At 66.2% G+C, this 20,721-nt stretch carries 19 protein-coding genes; 13 read left to right on the forward strand and 6 right to left on the reverse strand.

What is annotated here, in order from left to right; genetic code table 11:
- Window positions 1-41: 41 nt before the first annotated feature.
- Window positions 42-1,316, reverse strand: coding sequence for an MFS transporter (locus tag IHE49_RS12985; RefSeq protein ID WP_192158556.1), 1,275 nt, complete (start codon window positions 1,314-1,316; stop codon window positions 42-44).
- A 146-nt stretch (window positions 1,317-1,462) separates the two neighbouring features.
- Here IHE49_RS12985 and IHE49_RS12990 point away from each other — a divergent pair, with 146 nt between their 5' ends.
- Window positions 1,463-1,900, forward strand: a complete 438-nt coding sequence (locus tag IHE49_RS12990) for a DUF3247 family protein (RefSeq protein WP_192158558.1) — start codon at window positions 1,463-1,465, stop codon at window positions 1,898-1,900.
- Here the strand turns inward: IHE49_RS12990 and IHE49_RS12995 are convergent.
- Window positions 1,783-3,591, reverse strand: a complete 1,809-nt coding sequence (locus tag IHE49_RS12995) for an FAD-dependent oxidoreductase (protein ID WP_192158559.1) — start codon at window positions 3,589-3,591, stop codon at window positions 1,783-1,785. The genes IHE49_RS12990 and IHE49_RS12995 overlap by 118 nt on opposite strands.
- A 157-nt stretch (window positions 3,592-3,748) precedes the next feature.
- Here IHE49_RS12995 and IHE49_RS13000 point away from each other — a divergent pair, with 157 nt between their 5' ends.
- The 3 genes from IHE49_RS13000 (at window position 3,749) to IHE49_RS13010 (ending at window position 5,945) form a co-directional block, all read left to right on the forward strand.
- Window positions 3,749-4,627, forward strand: coding sequence for a LytTR family DNA-binding domain-containing protein (locus IHE49_RS13000; protein WP_192158561.1), 879 nt, complete (start codon window positions 3,749-3,751; stop codon window positions 4,625-4,627).
- A 62-nt stretch (window positions 4,628-4,689) separates the two neighbouring features.
- Window positions 4,690-5,430, forward strand: a complete 741-nt coding sequence (locus IHE49_RS13005; protein WP_192158562.1) for a hypothetical protein — start codon at window positions 4,690-4,692, stop codon at window positions 5,428-5,430.
- A 62-nt stretch (window positions 5,431-5,492) separates the two neighbouring features.
- Complete coding sequence (locus tag IHE49_RS13010) at window positions 5,493-5,945, forward strand: DUF6491 family protein (RefSeq protein WP_192158564.1); 453 nt, start codon at window positions 5,493-5,495, stop codon at window positions 5,943-5,945.
- Between the two features lie 7 nt (window positions 5,946-5,952).
- On the opposite strand, the gene IHE49_RS13015 is transcribed toward IHE49_RS13010, so the two are convergent.
- Window positions 5,953-6,366: a universal stress protein gene (locus tag IHE49_RS13015; RefSeq protein WP_192158566.1), complete on the reverse strand. Its 414-nt coding sequence runs from the start codon at window positions 6,364-6,366 to the stop codon at window positions 5,953-5,955.
- A 186-nt stretch (window positions 6,367-6,552) separates the two neighbouring features.
- Here IHE49_RS13015 and IHE49_RS13020 point away from each other — a divergent pair, with 186 nt between their 5' ends.
- The 6 genes from IHE49_RS13020 (at window position 6,553) to IHE49_RS13045 (ending at window position 10,549) form a co-directional block, all read left to right on the forward strand.
- The gene (locus IHE49_RS13020; protein ID WP_192158568.1) at window positions 6,553-7,011 is read left to right on the forward strand and encodes a hypothetical protein; all 459 of its coding nucleotides are present in this window, start codon (window positions 6,553-6,555) and stop codon (window positions 7,009-7,011) included.
- 96 nt (window positions 7,012-7,107) lie between these two features.
- Window positions 7,108-7,650 (forward strand): peroxiredoxin, encoded by a 543-nt coding sequence (locus tag IHE49_RS13025; RefSeq protein WP_192158570.1) that lies wholly within the window; start codon window positions 7,108-7,110, stop codon window positions 7,648-7,650.
- Window positions 7,651-7,712: 62 nt separating this feature from the next.
- Entirely contained in the window at window positions 7,713-8,198 is a 486-nt protein-coding gene (locus IHE49_RS13030) for a hypothetical protein (RefSeq protein ID WP_192158572.1), read from the forward strand.
- Window positions 8,199-8,794: 596 nt separating this feature from the next.
- Window positions 8,795-9,547 (forward strand): DUF2884 family protein, encoded by a 753-nt coding sequence (locus IHE49_RS13035; RefSeq protein ID WP_192158574.1) that lies wholly within the window; start codon window positions 8,795-8,797, stop codon window positions 9,545-9,547.
- A 104-nt stretch (window positions 9,548-9,651) separates the two neighbouring features.
- Window positions 9,652-10,095 carry a PA2169 family four-helix-bundle protein gene (locus IHE49_RS13040; protein ID WP_192158576.1) on the forward strand — a complete coding sequence of 148 codons (444 nt, stop codon included), beginning with the start codon at window positions 9,652-9,654 and terminating at the stop codon, window positions 10,093-10,095.
- Between the two features lie 130 nt (window positions 10,096-10,225).
- Window positions 10,226-10,549 (forward strand): DUF2845 domain-containing protein, encoded by a 324-nt coding sequence (locus IHE49_RS13045; RefSeq protein WP_192158578.1) that lies wholly within the window; start codon window positions 10,226-10,228, stop codon window positions 10,547-10,549.
- A gap of 69 nt (window positions 10,550-10,618) precedes the next feature.
- Here the strand turns inward: IHE49_RS13045 and IHE49_RS13050 are convergent, their stop codons facing one another.
- Window positions 10,619-14,203, reverse strand: a complete 3,585-nt coding sequence (locus tag IHE49_RS13050; protein ID WP_192158579.1) for a M1 family aminopeptidase — start codon at window positions 14,201-14,203, stop codon at window positions 10,619-10,621.
- A gap of 13 nt (window positions 14,204-14,216) precedes the next feature.
- Window positions 14,217-15,101 carry an ABC transporter ATP-binding protein gene (locus IHE49_RS13055; protein ID WP_192158580.1) on the reverse strand — a complete coding sequence of 295 codons (885 nt, stop codon included), beginning with the start codon at window positions 15,099-15,101 and terminating at the stop codon, window positions 14,217-14,219.
- Window positions 15,102-15,324: 223 nt separating this feature from the next.
- Here IHE49_RS13055 and aceF point away from each other — a divergent pair, with 223 nt between their 5' ends.
- A complete protein-coding gene (gene aceF / locus IHE49_RS13060) occupies window positions 15,325-17,013 on the forward strand; it encodes a dihydrolipoyllysine-residue acetyltransferase (RefSeq protein ID WP_192158582.1) in 1,689 nt (562 codons plus the stop codon).
- Between the two features lie 120 nt (window positions 17,014-17,133).
- Window positions 17,134-18,951, forward strand: coding sequence for a dihydrolipoyl dehydrogenase (gene lpdA / locus IHE49_RS13065; protein WP_192158584.1), 1,818 nt, complete (start codon window positions 17,134-17,136; stop codon window positions 18,949-18,951).
- 79 nt (window positions 18,952-19,030) lie between these two features.
- Here lpdA and IHE49_RS13070 read toward each other — a convergent pair whose 3' ends face one another.
- A complete protein-coding gene (locus tag IHE49_RS13070) occupies window positions 19,031-19,723 on the reverse strand; it encodes a hypothetical protein (RefSeq protein WP_192158585.1) in 693 nt (230 codons plus the stop codon).
- A 194-nt stretch (window positions 19,724-19,917) separates the two neighbouring features.
- On the opposite strand from IHE49_RS13070, the gene dapB reads away from it, so the two are divergent.
- On the forward strand, window positions 19,918-20,718 hold the full coding sequence (gene dapB, locus IHE49_RS13075; protein ID WP_192158587.1) for a 4-hydroxy-tetrahydrodipicolinate reductase: 801 nt from the start codon (window positions 19,918-19,920) through the stop codon (window positions 20,716-20,718).
- Window positions 20,719-20,721: the final 3 nt, after the last annotated feature.

Raw genomic sequence — 20,721 nt, forward strand, 5'->3', positions numbered from 1 at the left:
ATCCTAGCCGCCCGCGACGGCGGCGCCCACTGCCGCTGGACCTACACCGATTCGGCGGTACCCAGCGCCTCGTTGGCAGGTTCTTCCAGATGCAGGCTCTGGCGCCGGCGCAGGCCGGGGAACATCGCCATCCACAGGCCGACCACCACCAGCGTGCCCAGGCCGCCGACCACCGCGGAGCCCACCGCGCCCAGCCAGGCGGCGAGCATGCCCGATTCGAATTCGCCGAGCTGGTTGGAAGTGTTGATGAAGATGGAGTTCACCGCATTGACCCGGCCGCGCATTGCGTCAGGTGTGTCCAGCTGTACCAGCGAGCCGCGGATCACCATGCTCACCATGTCGAATGCGCCCAGCGCGAACAACGCGGCCAGCGACAGCCACAGCGTGCCGGAGATCGCGAACACCAGAGTGGCCACGCCGAAGCCTGCCACTGCGGCAAACATGGTCATGCCCACGCGTCGCTGCAGGTCGTGCTTCGCCAGCCACAGCGACATCAGCAGCGCACCCACTGCAGGTGCCGCGCGCAGCAAGCCCAGTCCCCACGGTCCGGTATGCAGGATGTCGCGCGCGAAGATCGGCAACAACGAAGTGACGCCGCCCAGCAGCACGGCGAACAGGTCCAGCGAGATCACGCCCAGCACGTCCTTGCGCTCGCGGATGAAGTGCACACCCGCGAACAGCGTCTTCAGCGTGGCTGGCTCGCGCTTCGGCGGCGCCTGCTCGTAGCGCAGCATGGCCATCATGCTGGCGGCGACCAGGTACAGCGCGGCGGCACTCAGATAGACCACGCCGGGACCCGCAACGTAGAGCAGGCCGCCCACGGCAGGGCCGAGGATCATCGCCATCTGGAACGCCGAGCCGCTCACCGCCACCGCACGCGGCAGGATCGCCGGGGGCACCAGCGCCGGCAGCAGGGATTGCATCGACGGTGACTCGAAGGCCTTGGCCACGCCGATCACGAATACCAGCAGCAGGATGCCTGCTTCGTGGACGCGGCCCAGCAGGGTCAGCACGGCCAGCAGCACGATGGCCGTCCACTCCACGATTTGTCCGATCAGCACCACGCGTCGCCGTTCGAACTGGTCGGCCACGTGCCCGGCCGGCAGCGCCAGCAACACCGAGGGGAAGAACTGCACCAGGCCGATGAGGCCGAGATCGAAGGCACGTCCGGTGATCGCATAGATCTGCCAGCCCACCGCCACCGACAGCATCTGGAAGCCGAAGCCGGAGGCGATGCGTGCGCACCAGAACTGCACGAAGGCACGATGACGCAGCGGGGAATCCGCGGCAGCGGAAGGGAGTGTGGGGTTCGACATGGGCATCCTTGGGGTGCGCGCATTGTAGCCGCGCCGCCTGCGCCGGCAGCCGGCGCGGCTTGACGTCGCCATGCCGCGGATTTGATCCGGGCTTTCCCCGCACGCGGCTACCGTGGGAGCGGCCTTCCCCGAGGAGATATGTACCGATGGGCAGGTCCGCCAGGCATGTCTATTCCGATCCGGCCGCCGTAGCGGCACTTCAAGCGATAGCGAGCAAGCTTTCCGCCAATGGGCACGTGCGCCTGACGCTGAAAGACGGCGGCATCTGCGAAGGCGTGATCGCGGAACGTGCCAGCGCGCAGGTCTATTTCGACCCTGCCGAGCAACACCTGGGCATCGACGGCGGGCTGTGGCTGGAGCGGCCCGACGAACCCGGCTGGCACTGTTGGATGTGGCTGGACGAGATCGCCAGCGTGGAGCATCTCGACTTCCACGCTGGACAGCGAAAACCGAGCGGGTTCGCGTGCTACGTCCGCAACTGGGTGAAACCATCCGGGCTCCAGTTCTCGCTGCCGACGCCGTGGTGCACGAAGAACAGGCCGTCCGGGTCGTACTTGCGCTTCGCCGCGGCGAGGCGCGGATAGTTACTGCCCCAGAAGCCCTGCTGCCAGTCATGCAGGAAGTAGTCGCTTTCCGAGACGTAGGAGCCCGCATCCGGCGCTACGGCGCGCAACGCGGCCATCGTATGTTCGATGGCTGTGGCATCGCGCCGCGCCCTGGCCAGGTCGGGCTTCCCGCCCGGCATGCCGGGAAAGGCGGGATCGCCGCCATTGGCACTGATCGCGAGGGCGAAGGCGTCAAGCACCTGTGGATGCGTGGCGGTGTCGCGGGCGCGGGCGATCACGTCCGCCGGCGCGCCAGCCAGGCCCTTGTTGAGATGCAGTGAGACGCCGAAGTGCCGCGCAGCCTCGAACAAAGCATCCACCAACGGCGTCTGCCGTCCCGGTTGCAGTAGCGAAGCCGGCAGCCACGCGGACTGGTAGCCATAGATAAACCAGCCCGCCTGGTCGCGGTCGCCGGCCCACGCGAAGTGGTGGCGGGGCGCATCCGGCCGGTCGTCCGGCACGATGGCGTCCGGTAGGTGCTTGCGCAGGAATTCGACGTCCCAGAGATGCCGGGCCGGTGCCGCCAGCGCCTCGAATGGCTTGGTGACGCGGCAATCCCTGCGGGCCTGTACCCAGGCCAGGAAGGGTGCCCAGGTCTGTTCTGCCTGCTGCTTGGTGAGGTCTTGGAACATCATGGAAACTTCGAAGGTGTCGCCACCGTAGAATTTCAGCTGCTCGCCCCAGTGCGGATTGAACAGCGCGCGTTGATAGAAGCTCACCGCCTCGGCGATCAAGGCGCGGTAAGCCGCGTCCGAGCTGGCCTTGATGGTGAGGTTGACCGCGCCGAAGAACTCGGGCAGCTCGAAGGTGCGCAGGGTCAGTCGCGTGACGACGCCAAGGCTGCCGCCGCCGCCGCCCTTGAGACCCCAGAACAGCTCCGGGTTCGTGCGGGCATTGGCGATGCGCACCTCGCCGTCGGCGGTAACGACTTCGGCTTCCAGCAGGTTGGACGCCGCGGTGCCCCAGCGCTTCGACAGGCTGCCGAAGCCGCCACTCTGCACCAGCCCGGCCACGCCCACTGTGGTGCAGCCGCCGCCCTGTACGTAACGGCCACCCCGGGTGGTCACGGCGCTGTAGGCGTCGATCCACATGGCGCCCGCCTGCACGCTCACCGCCGCCTGCGGTGCCACGAAGCCGGCGCAGCCTTGCGGCACGAAGGCATCGTGCAGGCTCACCTGGTTCATGTGGCGCGTCCACACCAGCAACGAATCCGGTGCGTCCGAGGTGCCCTGGTAGCTGTGGCCGCCGCCTTTTACCACCAGCCGTAGGTGGTGCCGGCGCGCGAAGTCGACGGCGGCGACCACGTCGGCCGCGCTCTCCGCCGCCACTGCGTAGGCGCTGGGTTGGGAGGTCCATGCGTTGGCCCAGCCGCTGGTCTGGGTCAGTGCCGGGTTGTCGCCCACCGCGAACGGGTTGTCCAGTTGCTTGAGTGTCTGCGACGCCTCGCCATGGGCGAACGGTGGCTCCAGCTTCAGCAACCGGCCACCGACCTGCCGCTTCAGTTGCTCCCATTCCGTGGCCGTGGGCCAGCCTGGCTGGCCCGGACGTACCCGCGAGCGCAAGGTGGTCGCGAGAGCACCGGCGCCGCGCGCCAGGCTCGTGCCGCTGCGCATAAGCAAGGGCAGCAGGGGAAGGGTGGCGGCAGCCTTCAGCAAGTCGCGCCTTTTCATCGTATCGCTCCGGACGGGATGGACAGTGGCCAGCATGGGCCCGCACCACTGCCAATCCCAGCGCGCGGTGACGGATCGTGGGCGGCCAGGGACGAACTGACTTCGACGCGGGACGGGGCGCATGGGGATTCCGCCGCGGCCACGTAGAATCGCCGGGATGAACGAGCAGGCGGATGTCGGATACAGGGATTTTCAGCGTTGGCCCACCTCGGTCGAGGTGGCCTTCTGGGTAGCACTGTTCGCTCTCAATACGGTGTTCAACTGCATCGTTGCGCAGATCGACGATGCCCGCACGGCAGCCTGGGAGCCATGGGTGAGGGAATCGAGCAGCGCGCTGCTGGTCCTGCTGCTGATTCCCTTCGTCAAGGCGGCGGAGCGGCGCTGCCCATTCCGCTTCGATACGTGGCGCCACAGCCTGCCGTGGCATCTGCTGGCCAGCGTGGCGTTCAGCCTGGTGCACGTGGCCGGCATGGTCGGGCTGCGCAAGCTGGCTTACGGAATGGCCGGGCATCACTACCATTTCGGCGCGTGGTGGCCGAACTTCGGCTACGAGTATCTGAAGGACATCCGCAGCTATTTCACCATCGTCGCGCTGATCTGCCTGTCGCGGCTGTGGTTGCTGCGCCAGCAAGGCGAGGCGAAGCTGCTGGCCGAACCGGATGATGGGCCGCCGGTGGAGCCGGTCGAGCGGCCGGTACGTTTCCTGGTGCGCAAGCTGGGCAAGGAGTTCCTGCTCAACGCCAGCGAGATCGAGTGGCTGCAGGCCGCGGGCAACTACGTGAACCTGCACGTGCGCGGGCGCGACTATCCGTTGCGCAGCACCATGGCCGGCATCGAGGCGCGGCTGGACCCGGCGCGTTTCCTGCGCGTGCATCGCGGCTACTTCGTCAACCTCGACTACCTTGCCGAGATCGAGCCGTTGGAAAGCGGCGATGCGCGCCTGCGCCTGCGCGACGGCACGGCAGTTCCGTGCAGCCGCCGTTATCGCGCGGCCCTGCGCGAACGCTATGGCGGGCAGCCCGCCATGGGCGAATGAGCTTGCGTCGCGGCTCGGGATCGTTCCAAGCTAACCGCTGGTTCCGCTCCGGATGTTCGCCGATGCTCCCTGCGCCGTTTCGCTCCCGCTACGCACTCGCCGCCCTTGCCGGCACCTTGATCCTCGCGGGTTGTTCGCAGGGCGCGCCCGCGCCCGCGCCGGACGCCGCGCAACAGCAAGCGCAGGCGCAAGCCGACGAGGCGTCGCGCAACCTCGACACCTATCGCCAGTTGTTGCGCATACACAACGACCAGATGGCGGTGTCGATGGGCGAGGACATCGTGCAGCGCTTCCCCGGCAGTGCGGCGGCGAAGGAAGTGCAACAGACCCTGCCCGACATCGAGAAGCGCTGGAAGGAGAACAGCGAAAAGGCGCGCCTCGCTGCGCTGTGGCAATACCAGGTGGCGCCGATGGAAGGCGGCACCCAGTCCACCGCGGCTATCTACGAGAGCCAGCCCGCCGACGTGCGCGTGCGGCTGGTGCTGCGCCGGCACACCAGTTGGGGCCAGAGTGCCTTCCTGTACAGCGACGCCCACGGATTCGTCTGCAAGGGCGATTGCACCATCGCCGCGAAGTTCGACGACAAGCCGCACCCGATCAAGGCCTTTGCGCCGCCCACGGGTGAGCCGGCGCTGATGATCCGCGACGACAAGGGTTTCATCGCCCTGCTGGAGAAGTCGAAAAAGATCAGCCTGCCCGTCACCATGCAGGACGGCGAGAAGAAGGTGGAGCTGGTCTACGAGGTGGGCGGCTTCGTGTCCGGCCAGTGGCAGGCGCTGTCGAAGAAGGGGAGCAAGAAATAGCGTTGGTGCACCGGCTTGCCATTCGTGCGTTCCAATGCGCATCGAAGAAAGGAGACGCAGCCATGTTCCGCACAGCCTCGTGGGTGGTCGTTGTGTTGGCGATGGCAATGAGCGCCTGCTCCAGCGTGCCGTATGCGCAGCGGGTGGCCCAACGCCAAGCCGCCTACGCGGCCGCCGCCGGTGCGCCGGTACGCAGCTTTCATTTCTACGAGCTGTACTCGTGGGAGCCGTTGAGCGACGGCCAGTTGGCCGTCTATACGCAGGCCAACCGTGCGTGGCTGCTGGACGTGGGCACGTGCCCGAACCTGGAATTCGCGAACGCCATCGGGCTCACTTCCTTCGCCAACGAAGTGTCGATGAACTTCGACAAGGTGCTTACCGGTCGCGGCTATCCGCCGTGTTTCATCACGAAGATTCGTCCGGTCGACGTCGCCAGGCTGAAGCTGGAGCAGCAGGCGCAGCGCAAGATCGACGCAGAGTCGCGGGAACAGGACTCCGTGCCCGCCGGCCGTTGAAGCCGGTTCAGCGCACCACCGTCACAGGCACGTGCGCGCCTGCCAGCACGTTGTCGGAAACCGAGCCGACCAGCCAGCGCGCCAGCGCGCCGCGTTCGGTGTGACCGATCACGATATGGTCGATGTCGTGCTGGGCGACCTGACTGAGCAATACGTCGCCGGGACTGCCATGGGTGAGTTCGATGTCGACGAGACGAGCGGTGTCGGGATCGAGCGCGACCAGCTCGTCGTTGAGCTCTTGCGCACGCTGGGTGCCGCTGTCGGTCATCATCAGGGCGCAAGTATCGCCGCCTTCAGCCACCTGCAGCACTGACACCACGCGCACCCGGCCGCCGCCGCAGCGCGCGAGTTCCATCGCGAACGCGAAGGCGCGCCGGGCGGCATCCGAGCCGTCGTAACCGACCAGCGAATACTTGGGCATGCCTACTCCCGCCGCGGCGAAGCCGTGTCAGGCGCAGTGTGGATCCCGTTGTGTTAGCGAAACATCAAAATGAACGAAAGCGCGCGAGGCTCACGCCCCCATCACGATGCTGCGGTGACGCTGGATCACGCGTTCCCGCCAAAGGTTTGGCCGGGCGCAACAAGCTCGCAAACTGAGGAGACGACAATGAGCAAGCGTACTCTCGCCTTGGCCGCCGCCCTGTTGCTGGGTACGGGCACTTTGGCAATCGTGCCGGCCATGCCAGCCCATGCTGCAGAGGCGAACCTGAAATGCCACCTCGATTTCAGCCTGTCGGGTTGGTCGGCCATCTACAAGCACGCCGAAGGCAGCGGTACCGTGCGCTGCGACAACGGCCAGCAGGCGGCGGTGAAAATCTCGATCGTGGGCGGTGGCCTCACCGCCGGCAAATACCGCATCGACCATGGCACCGGAGACATCACGCATGTGCGCGACCTCGACGATGTATTTGGCGGGTACGTGCAGGCCGGTGCCGAGGCCGGCGTGGTGAAGAGCGGCACCGTGCAGGTGTTGACCAAGGGCACTACTTCGCTGGCGCTGGCCGGCCATGGCGAAGGCATCAACCTTGGCGTGTCGGTGGGACGGTTCACCATCAGCCGTCCCTGAGCGATCAGGTCAACCGTACAAGCGAAGGGCGCCCCATGGCGCCCTTCGCTTGTACAGCGGCGTACACTGGGGAGTGCCATTCCACGGAGTACCGCGATGCGCCGCCTTTCAGTGTTGTTCGCCTTGACTTTGCTGTGCGGCCTGCTCGTCGCTCCCGCCTTTGCCGACGACGCGTTGCCGCAGGCCGGTACCGCCGCGCCGACCTTCCGCCTGCAGGACCAGAACGGTCATTGGCACAGCCCCGCCGATTACCACGGCCACTGGCTCGTCCTGTATTTCTATCCCAAGGATTTCACGCCCGGCTGCACTACCGAGGTCTGCACTTTCCGCGACGACGTCGCCAAACTGCGGCAGGCAGGTGCGTCGGTGGTGGGCGTAAGCCTGGACGACGTGAAGTCGCATGCGGATTTTGCCGCCAAGTACCACGTGCCGTTCCCGCTGCTCGCCGACTCGGATCGCAAGACGGCCTCCGAATATGGCGTGCTCGGCAGCATGGTGGGCATGCACTACGCCAAGCGCACCACCTTCCTGATCGACCCGCAGGGCAAGATCGCCAAGGTCTACGTCGATGTGGATCCCAAGGCGAATTCCGGCCAGGTGCTGGCCGACCTCGCCGGCCTGCAGAAGGCAACTCCCTGATGGCGGTGACGGTACGGGCCGAGGCAGGTCTAGCTCCGCGAAGCTTCGCATTTTGGCGTGTCATGGTCTGGCTGGTGTTGCTGCTGGCAGCGTTTGGCTGCGTGGTGAATCTTGGCCACGCCCAGTTGCTCTGGGCGCAGCGGGCGAATCTGTCGCCTGCGGACAGTCTCGCGATGCACCGCATGCTCGCCTGGGACATCGGCTATTTCGTGGCTGCCTTCGTGCTGATCGTGCTGTGTGCCGGTTGCATCCTGCGCCAGGGTTGGGCGCGAATACCGCTGCGCGCGGCTTGCGGCGCGCTGGTGCTGTGGGCGCTGGCCAGCGCCCACAGCATGATGCTGGCGCAGTGGCCGCAGTTCGAGCACTCGAGTGCCGACGCGCTGGCCCAGTTCGGCCACGATGCCCTCCTTAGCCAGGCCGTAGTGCATGCGCGGCGCGTCTACCGCATGACGCTGGTGTTGAAGGCCGCTGCGATCCCCGTGCTGCTGTGGCTGACGTGGCAATTGGGACTGCCGGTAGTGCGCGGACAGTTCCGCCGTCGCCGTTGAGCAAGGGCAACTGGTTGGAGCGGATGCATTGCTGAATGGACCGGGCTCCGTGTATGGCGCTTATGGCCTGTTCAATATCTCCAATCCAGCCGTCCCCAGCCAGAGGCTTTGCGTTGTCCTAAGGAACGAGGCGTTTTCGTTTCCCTGCCGACGCCCAAGTCACCTCCCTTGGCTGACCCGCGCCACCGCAGGAGCAGCGGCACGACGAGGCCGACCCGATGGGCGCAGAACGGGCTGCCCGAGTCAAAGGGAGGTAGTCCAGAGAAGTAGACGGCCTGGTTCAACCCGCCGGGACTACCAGCAGGCCGTATCGAGGGTTTGGGAGCAACTCCCGCCGATGGGATGGACACGGCAGCTACTCCGCGTCGTATCCGGAAACCGAGGGTGTCCAACTTGGCCATGCCAGCGGCCGTTGCCTGTTCGAGCCATAGGGAGATGGTGGACAGGCCCTTACAGCCCTGCGTGGGTTGGCATCCGTGCGCTGCATGGAAAGCGCCCCATTTGCAGGGTGTTTCCGTGGCGGCGTTGCCTATGTTCAGCAGGGGTTGCTCCGGCGGAAGGTATCGCTGCGCCATCGTGTTCCTGGAATTTCCCCGATGCGCCTTCCACGCCTGACGTCTTTTCTGCTGCCGTTGTTCGTCGCGTTGCCGCTGCACGCACAGGATCTGGCTACCACCTGCCGTGCCACCAGCAGCTACGACGTGACGCTGCAGCCGGACAGCCTGCTGTTCGATCGCCCTTCGCCCGCACCGGTGCGGGTGGAGTTGAGCCAGGGTAACTTGCGTGTGGATGGCGTGGCGGTGAGGTTGGATGCGGAGGACCAGGACCGCCTCGCCTTGTTCGAGCGAGATCTGCGTGCGCTGGCGCCCCGTGTGCGTGCGGTGGCCCAGCGGGGCGTGGATATCGCGGTGCGGGGGCTGCATGAGGAGGCGGCGGGTATGGGTTTGGACGCCGATACGCGCGTACAGCTCGACCAGCGGCTGGCGGCGGACGCGGCCAGCCTGAAGCAGCGCATAGCGACCAGCAACAGCACCAAGGACTGGCAGGGCGATGCAATGAACCAGTTCGTCACCCGGATCCAAGGCGATCTGCTGCCGTTGGTCGCAGGGGATCTTGGCCAGCAGGCACTGAACGCGGCGATGAACGGCGACCTGCAGGGCGCCGCCGACCTGCGCGATCGCGCCGCGAACCTCGCGACGCAGCTGGAGCCGCGCATGCGCCAGCGGATGCAGGCGTTGCGTCCGCAGATCGCCGCCTTGTGCCCGGCGATCCAGCAGTTGTCGGCATTGCAGCAGGGTGTGCGCGACGACCATGGTCGTGCGCTGAACCTGTTGCAGATTGGTGAGTGAGGGTTGGCGGAGGAGAGAATTGGTGGGCGCAGATTAATCTCCCGCTAAGTGCCTATGCACGAGGATGGCGTCATCTCTCCCAGCGCCGATATCGGGGGGCGACCATGACAACCATCCTCGCAGGCACTATCTGCAATCCACTGATCCGCCGTGGCATCGATTTGTGCCGCTTGTATCGTCGTGCTGCCTCGGCCGTGAACGAGCCTGGCCTGCGCGCGGTACTGGAGGAGGATGCGCAGACGCTTGCTGCCGTCATCGCCGACGTGCAGCACGAAGTGGAGCAGGCCGGCGGTGAGCCGCGCACACGTGGCAGTTGGCGCGCTGCGTTGCGTTGGCGGTTGTTCGAAACGATGGCGCATGCCGGCACGCGGCGCGACAGCACCTGGATCCGTGAACTGGCGCAAGACGAAGCGGCGTTGTTACGCGCCTTCGAACGAGCGATTGCCGGCCTGCCGGAGGCATTCGCCAAGGGCTTGCGTCGGCAACTGCCACGCCTGCGCGGAATTCACCTGGACATGCACGACCTGGCCAGCCACGCACGCTCCTGACGGCAGGCAGCTACGCGGATGCGGGCGCCGCACCCACCCGATCCTCGGCGTGCATCTGTGTCGTTCGCCGATGCGTGCGGGCTAGTTTGCCTGACCGGGCGCGGCGCGCCCCCCGCACGAGGCGCGTGTCATGCATCGCAACCTGTTTGCCGGCTTGCTGGTGTGCCTGCTGTTCGTTGGCGCCGACAGAGTTGTCGCCACCGACAGTTTGCGCGTGGGCAGTCATGTTCTGGTGGTGGGCGACAGCGCAGCCACCGTGACCGCGCTGCTTGGCAAGCCTTCGCACAAGTCGCACGCCAAGGGACAGGACAAGGGACGCCACGGCAAACGTGCACGCCCGCTTGCCGGCAAGGCGGTTTCGGGCGAGCAATGGCAGTACCGCCACGACGGCAGGGTGATCGTGGTCACCCTGGTCGACGGCCGCGTCAGCGATATCGACGAACGCAGCCGCTGAGTTGCAGTCCCGTGCGCGACGTCAGGCGCAGGAGCGTCTCGCGCAGGATGCGCTGTCGCGAGGTTCCGGTTATTGCACCGTCACCGTCTTGCGGTTGTCGTCCGGCACCTTGTCGACCAGTTCGTTGTACGGGTCGATGCCGGCCATCGCGGGCTTGCCGTCCACGGTCACGGTGACGGTGCTGTCGCCATCGGGCAGCATGCGCTTCTTCAGGTACAGCGGCCTGCCGTCCTTGCCGCCGCCGGGCGAAGCGGCGAACACGCCGATGTCGATGGGGATATCGGGCGCGGCAGATGCCTCCTTGCCCTTGCCGTCGGCATGAACCATGCCGGCGTGCACTTCCATCGTCACCTCGTATCTGCCGTCGGGCAGTTCCTTCGCGGTGGCGCTGAGCATGCGGTCGTCGAACAGGGTGATCTTCCAGAAAAAGTCGTCGAGCAGCGGCTGCCATTGCGGCCCAAGTCCGGCGGACAACGCATTCATGAATTCCTTCGAGGTGGTGTAGGGCGGTTGCTGGAAGCCTTTGTCGAGCAGGAACTGCTTGAGGACAGCGTCGAGCCTGTTTTCGCCCACATAGTCCTGCAACGCGTAGAAGATCACCGAGCCCTTGTTGTAGTGAATGTACTGTTCGTTCTCCACCTTGGCCAACGGCTCCTCGGCCACCTTGTCGGTGCTGCGACCGGCTAGATACCTGTCCAGCTCGTACTTGAGGAACTTGCGCATCTGGTCGGCGCCGTACCTTTGCTTCATCACCATCAGCGCGCTGTACTGCGCCAGCGACTCGCTGAGCATGGTCGAGCCCTGCATGTCCGCGCCGATCACGCGGTGCGCCCACCACTGGTGCGCCACTTCGTGCGCGGTCACGTAGTACACGTAGTCGATCTGGCTGGTATCGCGCAGGTCGGCGATGAAGCCGATGGACTCGGAGAACGGGATGGTGTTGGCGAAGCTCTGGGCGAACGAGGCGTAGCCGGGGAACTCCACGATGCGCAGCTGTTTGAACTGGTACGGTGTGTAGTGGGCGTCGTAGTAGTCCAGCGAGTCCTTTACACCCTCGATCATCCGGTCGACGTTCCAGGCATGATCGGGGTTGTAGTAGATCGAGATGGCTACGCCCTTCCAGTCCACGGTCTTCACCGCGTAGCGCGCCGACAGCCAGGCGAAGAACGGCAGCATCGGCTGCTGCATCGTGTAGTGGAAATAACGGCGGCCGCCCTGGGTCCATTCCTGCACCAGCGTGCCGGGTGCCAGCGCGATCTGGTCGGCGGCGGTGGAGACAGTGGTGTCGAAATCGATCCAGTCCGCGTCGTTGGCGATGTAGGTGTTGGCGCGCGCCTTTTCGTCGCCCAGCGGCGGCATGCGCGGCGGCTCGCCCTTCAGCCCGTACTTGCGGCGATCGTTGCGATCGGTGAGCTGCGCGCCGGTCTGGTAGCCGAAATGCGGCAGCACCGAGCTGTTGAAGAAAGTGCCGTTGTGCACCAGGAAGGTCTCGCCGGTGCCATTGGTGAAGCCCTTGGGCGCGTAGTCGAGGTCGAAGTCGAAGGGCATCGACGCGCCAGGCGCCAACGGCGTCCTGAGCTTGTAGATGGCCACGCCGAGGCGGTGGTCGAAGTTCTCCGTGTCGTGCGGTGCGAACGCGAGTGTCCTCGGTTCGAAACCGGCGGTGTAGTTCACCAGCAGTTCGGTGACAGGCACGTCGTGCTTGTTGACCAAGGTGTAGTGCGCATGAATATGCAATTGCCGCCGGTACGGATGGATGTCGACCTCGGCCTTCACCGCGGTGATGCGTGGCTGCGGCAGGTCGGCGTACTTCGCGTACTGCTTTTCGTAGTCGGCGTGTTCGCGCTGCTGCACCGTGCCGTTCTCGTAATGGTTGAGCACGTTGGTGTTGTAGAAGATCCAGCCGCCGACGCCGACGAAACCCAGCAGTGCAAAAGCCAGCACCATCGCCAGGGCAGGGTGCAGGCGCGCGCGGGCTTCGCGCAGCCGCTCCGTCCAGCCTTCCCCGGTGCCGCGCACCCACAGCAGCGCGGCGAGCACCAGCAGCGCCAGCGCCAGGCAGGCCCAGTAGCCGTAGAACCACAGTGCGCCGGTCAGGAAGTGGCCGAAGCCGTTCAAATCCGAATAAGGCACGTCGGGCGCGCCGGCGTAGTTGTACAGGTTGTGGTCCCAGTGCAGCCAAGGCAGGGCGAGTTGGCTGACGAACCAGAGGATCACCAGCAGATAGCCCACATAACGGTTGTTGGTGGCTACCTGCAGGAACAGGGCCAGCACTGCCAGCAGCACCAACGGAATCGCCTGCAGCGCCAGCGTGCCGAGATAAAGCCCGGGCTCGATGTGCGTGTAGCCGTGGGTCAGCTGCCAGCCTATGCCGAACACGGCGCCGGCGAACATGTAGAGCACGATCACCGCCAGCAACGCGCCTAGCTTCGCGGCCAGCGAAATCCAGTCGGGCAAGGGAAACGCGTCGCTCACCTCGGCGCTGTGCTGGTTGCGTTCGCGCCACACGAGTTCGCCGGCATAGAACATCACGATCACGTACAGCAGCCAGTGCGTGCCGCCGATGACCATGTCCAGCACGCTGTGCGTCACCGAGTAGGTGGCGGTGCCGTAGATGCGACCGCTCAGCGCCAGCGCGAACACCAGGTTGACCAGGCCGAAGGCCACCATCACCAGGAACGGAACGCCGCGCAACACGCTGCCTGCCTCGAATACCGTCAGTTGCCGCAACTGGACCAGTCGCGCGCGCCAATCGTTGGCCAGCCGCACCTTGGGCATGGCCATCGTGCTGGCCATGAAGGCAGGGCGCAGCATCGGCGGCTCGGCGCGTTTCGCGCGGCGGCGCAGCTTGATGCCTTCGCGGTCCGGACGGAAGAGCGCGAAGGCGGTGGCGGCCAGCACCACGGCCACACCGATCCACAGCAGCCGGTTGAACAGCAGCAGGCCATCCAGCGGCGGCAACTGGTGGTTGGTCTGTTCCGGTGCCCAATAGCGCGTGACGATCTGCAGCGTGCGACTGCCGAATGGGTCGAGGATGGCCGCCAGCGTGTAGTGGTTCACGTCCTGGGTGAGCAGCTTGGCGATGGACAACAGCACAATGAAGGCGATCACGCCGATCAGCGTGGCCAGCAGCGAGCGCGTGGCGGTGGCGAGCAGGAACAGCGCTGCGGCGATGAACAGCAGGTTGGGCAACACCATCACGCCGAATGCCCAGAGATAGCCGCGCCAGTCCGGCGGACCCAGCCGGGTCGCGTCAATCCACGGCATGCTGCCGCCTACGGCCAGCGCCAGCGCGCACAGCAGCATGATCGCCACCATCACCAGCAGGCCCGCAGCAAAGCGGCCGCCCAGATAGTCGCGCTTGCGCAATGGCGTGGAGAACACCAGCTCGGAGGTGCCTAGGTCGAAGTCGCGCAGCGCGGCGCCGGCCACGAAAGCGGCGGCCAGAAGCATGCACAGCGGCGCTAGCGCATTGAGCAGGCGCACGATTACCAGCGGGGCATTGCGCAGCACATTGCCGCTGGCGCCGCCCGCCGTCACTGCGTCGGTACAGGTGAGGATGAAGGCCAGTCCGGCAAACACCGCGGCGATGATCCAGAACAGCGGCGCCTTCAGTTGCTGACGCAATTCAAAGCGGAGGATTTCGAGGAACATGGCTGCCCGTCCGTCAGGCGGCACGGGTGGTGGCCTGGGCCCGCAGGCGGCCGAAGTAGACGTCTTCCAGGTCGGGTGCCACCGGCTCGAAGCCCGCCTCCGGCTGTTCGTCGGCCAGTACGTGCAGCAGGGTGCGGCCGCCGGCGAGGCGGGTGGAGAGGATGTTCATGCGGGCGCGGTAGCCGTCCAGCTCGGCCTTGTCGATGCTGCGCCGCCAGACCCTGCCCTCCAGCGCGCGGATCGCCTCGTGCGGCTCGCCGGTGAGCAGCACCTGGCCCTGGCCGATGATCGCCATGCGCTGGCAGAGGTCGGTGACGTCCTCGACGATATGGGTGGAGAGGATCACCACCACGCGCTCGCCGATCTCGGCCAGCAGGTTCAGGAAGCGGTTGCGTTCCTCCGGATCGAGGCCGGCGGTGGGCTCGTCCACGATCACCAGCCGCGGGTCGCCGATCAGCGCCTGCGCGATGCCGAAGCGTTGGCGCATGCCGCCGGAATAGGTGCCCAGCTTGCGCTTGCGCACGTCCCACAGGTTCACCTGACGCAGCAGCGCCTCCACCAGCTCCCGACGCTCGCCCCTGGCGATGACGCCCTTGAGCACCGCGAAGTGATCCAGCATCGCTTCCGCGGAAACTTTCGGATACACCCCGAATTCCTGGGGCAGGTAGCCGAGCAGGCGGCGGGTGGCTTCCTTGTTGGCCAGCAGGTCCAGGTCGTCCAGCCGGACGCTGCCTTCGTCCGGTTCCTGCAAGGTCGCAATGGTGCGCATCAGCGAGGACTTGCCCGCGCCGTTTGGCCCCAGCAGGCCGAACATGCCATTGGGAATCTCCAGCGAGATATCGCGCAACGCACGCACGCCATTGGCGTAGGTCTTGGACAGGCGGTTGATGCTGAGCATGGTTGCGGCGGCTATGGGCGATGGATGCAGTGTGCGGTGGCGAGGCAGGGGACCGCATGGGCTGCACGTCACGGGGTGCCCGTCACGCCATGCATACGTATGCGCATGTGCAGGGGCGGCGAAAGTAGTGCTTCCGCCGGATGCCTCGTTCGCTATCATGCAAGTCTTGCGGCCGCTCTCTGTCCCCCTTTGCGGTCTGCCCTCGCCATCCGCAGGAGACACCATGGCCATCCAAGAAGCCCGCGTACCCGACATCGGCGGTCACGACAACGTGCCGGTGATCGAGGTGCTGATCAAACCCGGCGACCGGGTGGAGAAGGAACAGAGCCTGATCACGCTGGAGTCGGACAAGGCCACGATGGAGGTGCCGGCACCGTTCGCGGGCGTGGTCAAGGAAGTGAAAGTGAAGCTTGGACAGGAAGTTTCCGAGGGCGCGGTGATCGCCCTGATCGAAGCCGAGGGCGCTGCCTCGGCCCCCGCGCCGCAACCGGCGGCTGCACCCAGCCCGGCTCCCGCAGCGGCCGCGCCGGCACCCGCCCCCACTCCTGCGCCTGCCCCCCAGGCCGCCAGCAGTGGTGGTGGCGTCCGCGAAGCGCGCGTGCCCGACATCGGCGGCCACGGCGGCGTGCCGGTGATCGAGGTGCTGGTGAAGGCGGGCGACCGTGTCGCCAAGGACCAGGGCCTGATCACGCTGGAATCCGACAAGGCCACGATGGAAGTGCCTGCGCCGTTTGCCGGCGTGGTGAAGGAAATGAAGTTGAAGCTGGGCGACGAGGTTTCCGAAGGCGCGCTGATCGCGTTGATCGAGGCCGAGGGTGCGGCCCCCGCACCCGCTGCTCCGGCTCCTGCGCCCGCCCCGGCTCCCGCTCCAAAAGCGGAAGAAAAGCCCGACCCCCAGGGGGGCCGTGGCGTGCTGCCCGGCAACCCGCCGGAGGGTGACGTACCACCGGAGGTGCGCCCGCCGTTCGACGCCAACATCGTGATGCCGGGCGACGCGCCCTACGCCAGCCCCGCGGTGCGCGCCTTCGCGCGCGAGCTGGGCGTGGACATCCAGCAGGTGAAGGGCAGTGCGCGCGGCGGCCGCATCGTGCGCGACGACATCAGCGCCTACGTCAAGCACGCGCTGGCCTCGGGCGCGCGGCCGGTGCAGGGCGGTGCGCCCGTCGCCGCCGGCGGTGGCCTCAACCTGCTGCCGTGGCCCAAGGTGGACTTCAGCAAGTTCGGCCCGGTCGAGGAGAAGGCGCTCTCGCGCATCCAGAAGATTTCCGGCGCCAACCTCGCACGCAACTGGGCGATGATTCCGCACGTCACCCAGCACGAGGACGCCGACATCACCGAGCTGGAGGCCTTCCGCAAGAAGCTCGGCGAGGAGAACAAGGACCTCAAGATCACCCCGCTGGTGTTCCAGATGAAGGCGGTGGTGGCGGCGCTGAAGGAGTTCCCGCAGTTCAACGCCTCGCTGGACGAGACCGGCGAGAAGCTGATCCTCAAGAAGTACTTCCACGTAGGCATCGCGGTGGACACGCCCGACGGCCTGGTGGTGCCGGTGATCCGCGACGTGGACAAGAAGGGCCTGCTCGACCTCGCCCGCGAGCTGGGCGAGATCTCCAAGAAGGCGCGCGACAAGAAGCTGGGGCCGAACGACATGTCCGGCGGCTGCTTCTCCATCAGCTCGCTGGGCGGCATCGGCGGCACCGCGTTCACGCCCATCGTCAACGCGCCGGAAGTGGCCATCCTCGGCGTCTCCAAGTCGGCGATCAAGCCGGTGTGGAACGGCAAGGAATTCGCGCCGCGCCTGATCCTGCCGTTGTCGCTCTCCTACGACCACCGCGTGATCGATGGCGCACTCGCCGCCCGCTTCGCCGCCTTCGTGGCGAAGCAGCTCGGCGACATCCGCCGCTTGCTGCTCTGACGCCCTGCTTTTCCCCTCTCCCCCGTAAACAAATTTGGTAAACGGGGCAGAGGGCAGGGTGAGGGGCGGGTGCTCACGGCACCGCCTCAACAGGTAGCGAACAAGAACAAAGGATTCCCCATGGCGAACACGATCGAAATCAAGGTTCCCGACATCGGCGGCCACGACAACGTGCCGGTGATCGAGGTGCTGGTGAAGGCCGGCGACACGGTGACGAAGGAACAGAGCCTCATCACGCTGGAGTCGGACAAGGCGACGATGGAAGTGCCCTCCAGCGCCGCCGGCACGGTGAAGGAACTCAAGGTGAAGCTGGGCGACGAGGTATCCGAGGGCACGGTCATCCTGCTTTTGGAAACCGCCGCCGAAGCCGGCGTCGCGCCCCCCTCTCCCCCCCGGGGAGAGGGCAGGGGTGAGGGGACGGCCCCGCCGAGCGCTTCCGCAAGCGCCCGCCCCTCACCTCAATCCTCTCCCCAAAGGAGAGAGGAGGCGAAAGCACCGCAGGCGGCAGCTGTTACTGGGAAAACCGCGGACATCACCTGCCAGCTCGTCGTCCTCGGCTCCGGCCCCGGCGGCTATTCGGCCGCGTTCCGCGCCGCCGACCTCGGCCTCGACACCGTGCTGGTGGAGCGCTACGACACCCTGGGCGGCGTCTGCCTCAACGTGGGCTGCATCCCCTCCAAGGCGCTGCTGCACGCCGCCGCGGTGATCGACGAAGCCGAGGCGATGGCCGCGCACGGCGTCACTTTCGGCAAGCCCAAGCTCGACCTGGCCAAGCTGCGCGACTTCAAGGTCAGCGTGGTGGGCCAGCTCACCAAGGGTCTGGCCGGCATGGCCAAGCAGCGCAAGGTGCGCGCGGTGGTCGGCACCGGCAGCTTCGTGTCGCCGCACGAGATGGAAGTCCAGACGCCCGAAGGCGTGAAGCTCATCCGTTTCGAGCAGGCGATCATCGCCGCCGGTTCGCAGTCGGTGAAGCTGCCTGCGTTCCCGTGGGACGACGAGCGCGTGATGGATTCCACCGGCGCACTGGAAATGAAGGACGTGCCCGGCAAGCTGCTGGTCGTCGGTGGCGGCATCATCGGCCTGGAAATGGCCACGGTGTATGCCGCGCTGGGCAGCGAAGTGACCGTGGTCGAGTTCATGGACCAGATCATCCCCGGCGCCGATGCCGATCTCGTCAAGCCGCTGGCCAAGCGCCTGGGCGGCAAGGTCAAGGGCATCCACCTCAAGACCAAGGTGACCGAGGCCAAGGCCGGCAAGAAGGGCATCGAGGTCAAGTACGAAGGCGAGAGCATCCCCGAAACCAGCGTGTTCGACCGCGTGCTGGTGGCCGTGGGCCGCTCGCCCAACGGCAACAAGATCGGCGCGGAAAAGGCCGGCGTGGCGGTGACCGAGCGCGGCTTCATCAACGTGGACACGCAGCTGCGCACCAACGTGCCGCACATCTTCGCCATCGGCGACATCGTCGGCCAGCCCATGCTGGCGCACAAGGCGGTGCATGAGGCACACGTGGCGGCGGAAGTCGCGGCGGGCCACAAGGCACATTTCGATGCACGCGTAATCCCGTCCGTCGCCTTCACCAATCCCGAAGTGGCGTGGGTGGGTGTCACCGAGCGCGAGGCGAAGGAGAAGGGCCTCAAGGTGGGCGTGGGCAAGTTCCCGTGGGCGGCTTCCGGCCGTGCCATCGGCATCGCGCGCACCGAAGGCTTCACCAAGCTGATCTTCGACGAAGAGACCCATCGCATCGTGGGCGGCGCCGTGGTCGGCGTGAACGCGGGCGACCTGATCTCCGAACTGGCGCTGGCGATCGAGATGGGTAGCGAAGCCGCCGACATCGCGCTCACCGTGCATCCGCATCCCACCCTGGGCGAATCGGTGGGCATGGCGGCCGAGGTCTACGAGGGCACCATCACCGACCTCTACATTCCGAAGAAGAAGTAAGGCGCGCGTTCTTTTCCGAAACGAAAAGCCCGGCTTCGGCCGGGCTTTTTCGTGGGCACATGGCCCGTGACAGCGATGCTTAGTGCGCCGGCGCGGCGGATGTCGCTGCGACGAGGCCGGGCAGCTCATGTCCGAAAGCCCGTTTCATGGAATCCAGTGCGATGACCGTGTCGCCCAGCGACGAGGCCATGGAATTCACGGTATGCATGACCTCGAGCGGCTGGAGGGTACCGGCCTTCAGGTCGGCGTCGATGTCGTTCATCCTCGAGCCTTGCAAGTTGACGCTGGTGTTGAACGAGACGCGCCGTTCGAAATCGCTCTGATAGGCGTAGATCGTGGCGTAGTGACGCAACTTTCCGGCATCGATCCAGCCGGCGGCCTGGTTGGCGACGGCCACGTCCCAGGCTTCGTGGCGCAGTTTCGGCAACTGCAGTCCAAGAGAGAAATCGCCTTCCATTTGCGTGTCGATATGCTGCGTGATCGTGGCGGCACTGGTGCCGTCCTTCACCGCCTGGACGAGGTAGTTGTCCAGTTGCGTCAGCAAGGCGAGGCGCTTTGCATCTGCATCGCGCATCCGCTGGATATCGGCGAGGTTGGTCTGCAGTTCCGCCTCGATCTGCGCGCTGGCCGTGGCTGCTGCGTGCGTGCGATGCGCGTGCTCGATCCACGCCTCCAGCCCCAGCGCGGTAAGGATGCTGAGCACGATCATCAGATAGTGCTTGGCGAAATCCTTGAAGGATGTCAGTTCGGCGTGCGGTGGTTCGAGATGCATGGTGGCTCCAGCGAAGGCGGGACCGCACGAGCGTAGCGGATCACCTGGTTCCGGTCTGCGCCGGTCGCGCGTCGGGCGCGGGTGGAGAGTATGACGGCGGGTGTCTGCGTGGGTACCATCGACGTCCATATTCCCGATAAGTCGATGATTGCCATGCCGCGTCCCGGCGTAGTGCATGGATCTGCGAGGTAAGCATGACGCTGAAGGTATGTCTGGCAGGCGCCACCGGCTGGGCCGGCTCGGAACTGGCGTGTGGCATTGCCGCCAGTGCGGATCTGGAGCTGGTCGCCGCGGTATCGCGTCGGCACGCCGGCCAACTGCTGGGTGAAGCACTGGGTGACGCCTCGATCGCCACGCCGGTCTTCGCCAACGCGGTCGAAGCACTGGCCGCGCCCTGCGACGTGTTCGTCGAATACACCCATCCCGATACCGCGCGGGCGAACGTGCTTGCCGCGTTGGAGCGTGGTGCACACGTAGTGGTGGGTACATCGGGGCTTGGCGACGAGGACTACGCGCAGATCGACGCGGCGGCGCGCAAGCAAGGGCGAGGCGTGCTTGCCTGCGGCAACTTCGCGCTCACCGCGGTGCTGTTGATCAAGTTCTCCGAGATGGCGGCGAAGATCCTGCCGCAATGGGAGATCATCGACTACGCCTACGCCGGCAAGCCGGACGCGCCCAGCGGCACCGTGCGCGAGCTGGCCACGCGCATGGGCAAGGTGCGCCAGCCGCGACTGGAAGTGCCGCTGGAAGAAACCCGCGGCCTGCGCGAGACGCGCGGAGGCACCCTGGCCGGCAGTCAGGTGCATGCGGTGCGCCTGCCGGGCTTCGTGCTGGGCGCCGAAACCCTCTTCGGCCTGCCCGACCAGACCCTCAGCATCCGTCACAACGCGGGCGGGAGCGCCAAGCCCTACGTGGATGGTGCGCTGCTGGCGATCCGCAAGGTGCCGGGCCTTGTCGGCCTGCACCGCGGACTGGACGCTGTGCTGGAGCTCTGAGCG

The sequence above is a fragment of the Rhodanobacter sp. 7MK24 genome (assembly GCF_014842995.1).
GTDB lineage: Bacteria > Pseudomonadota > Gammaproteobacteria > Xanthomonadales > Rhodanobacteraceae > Rhodanobacter_A.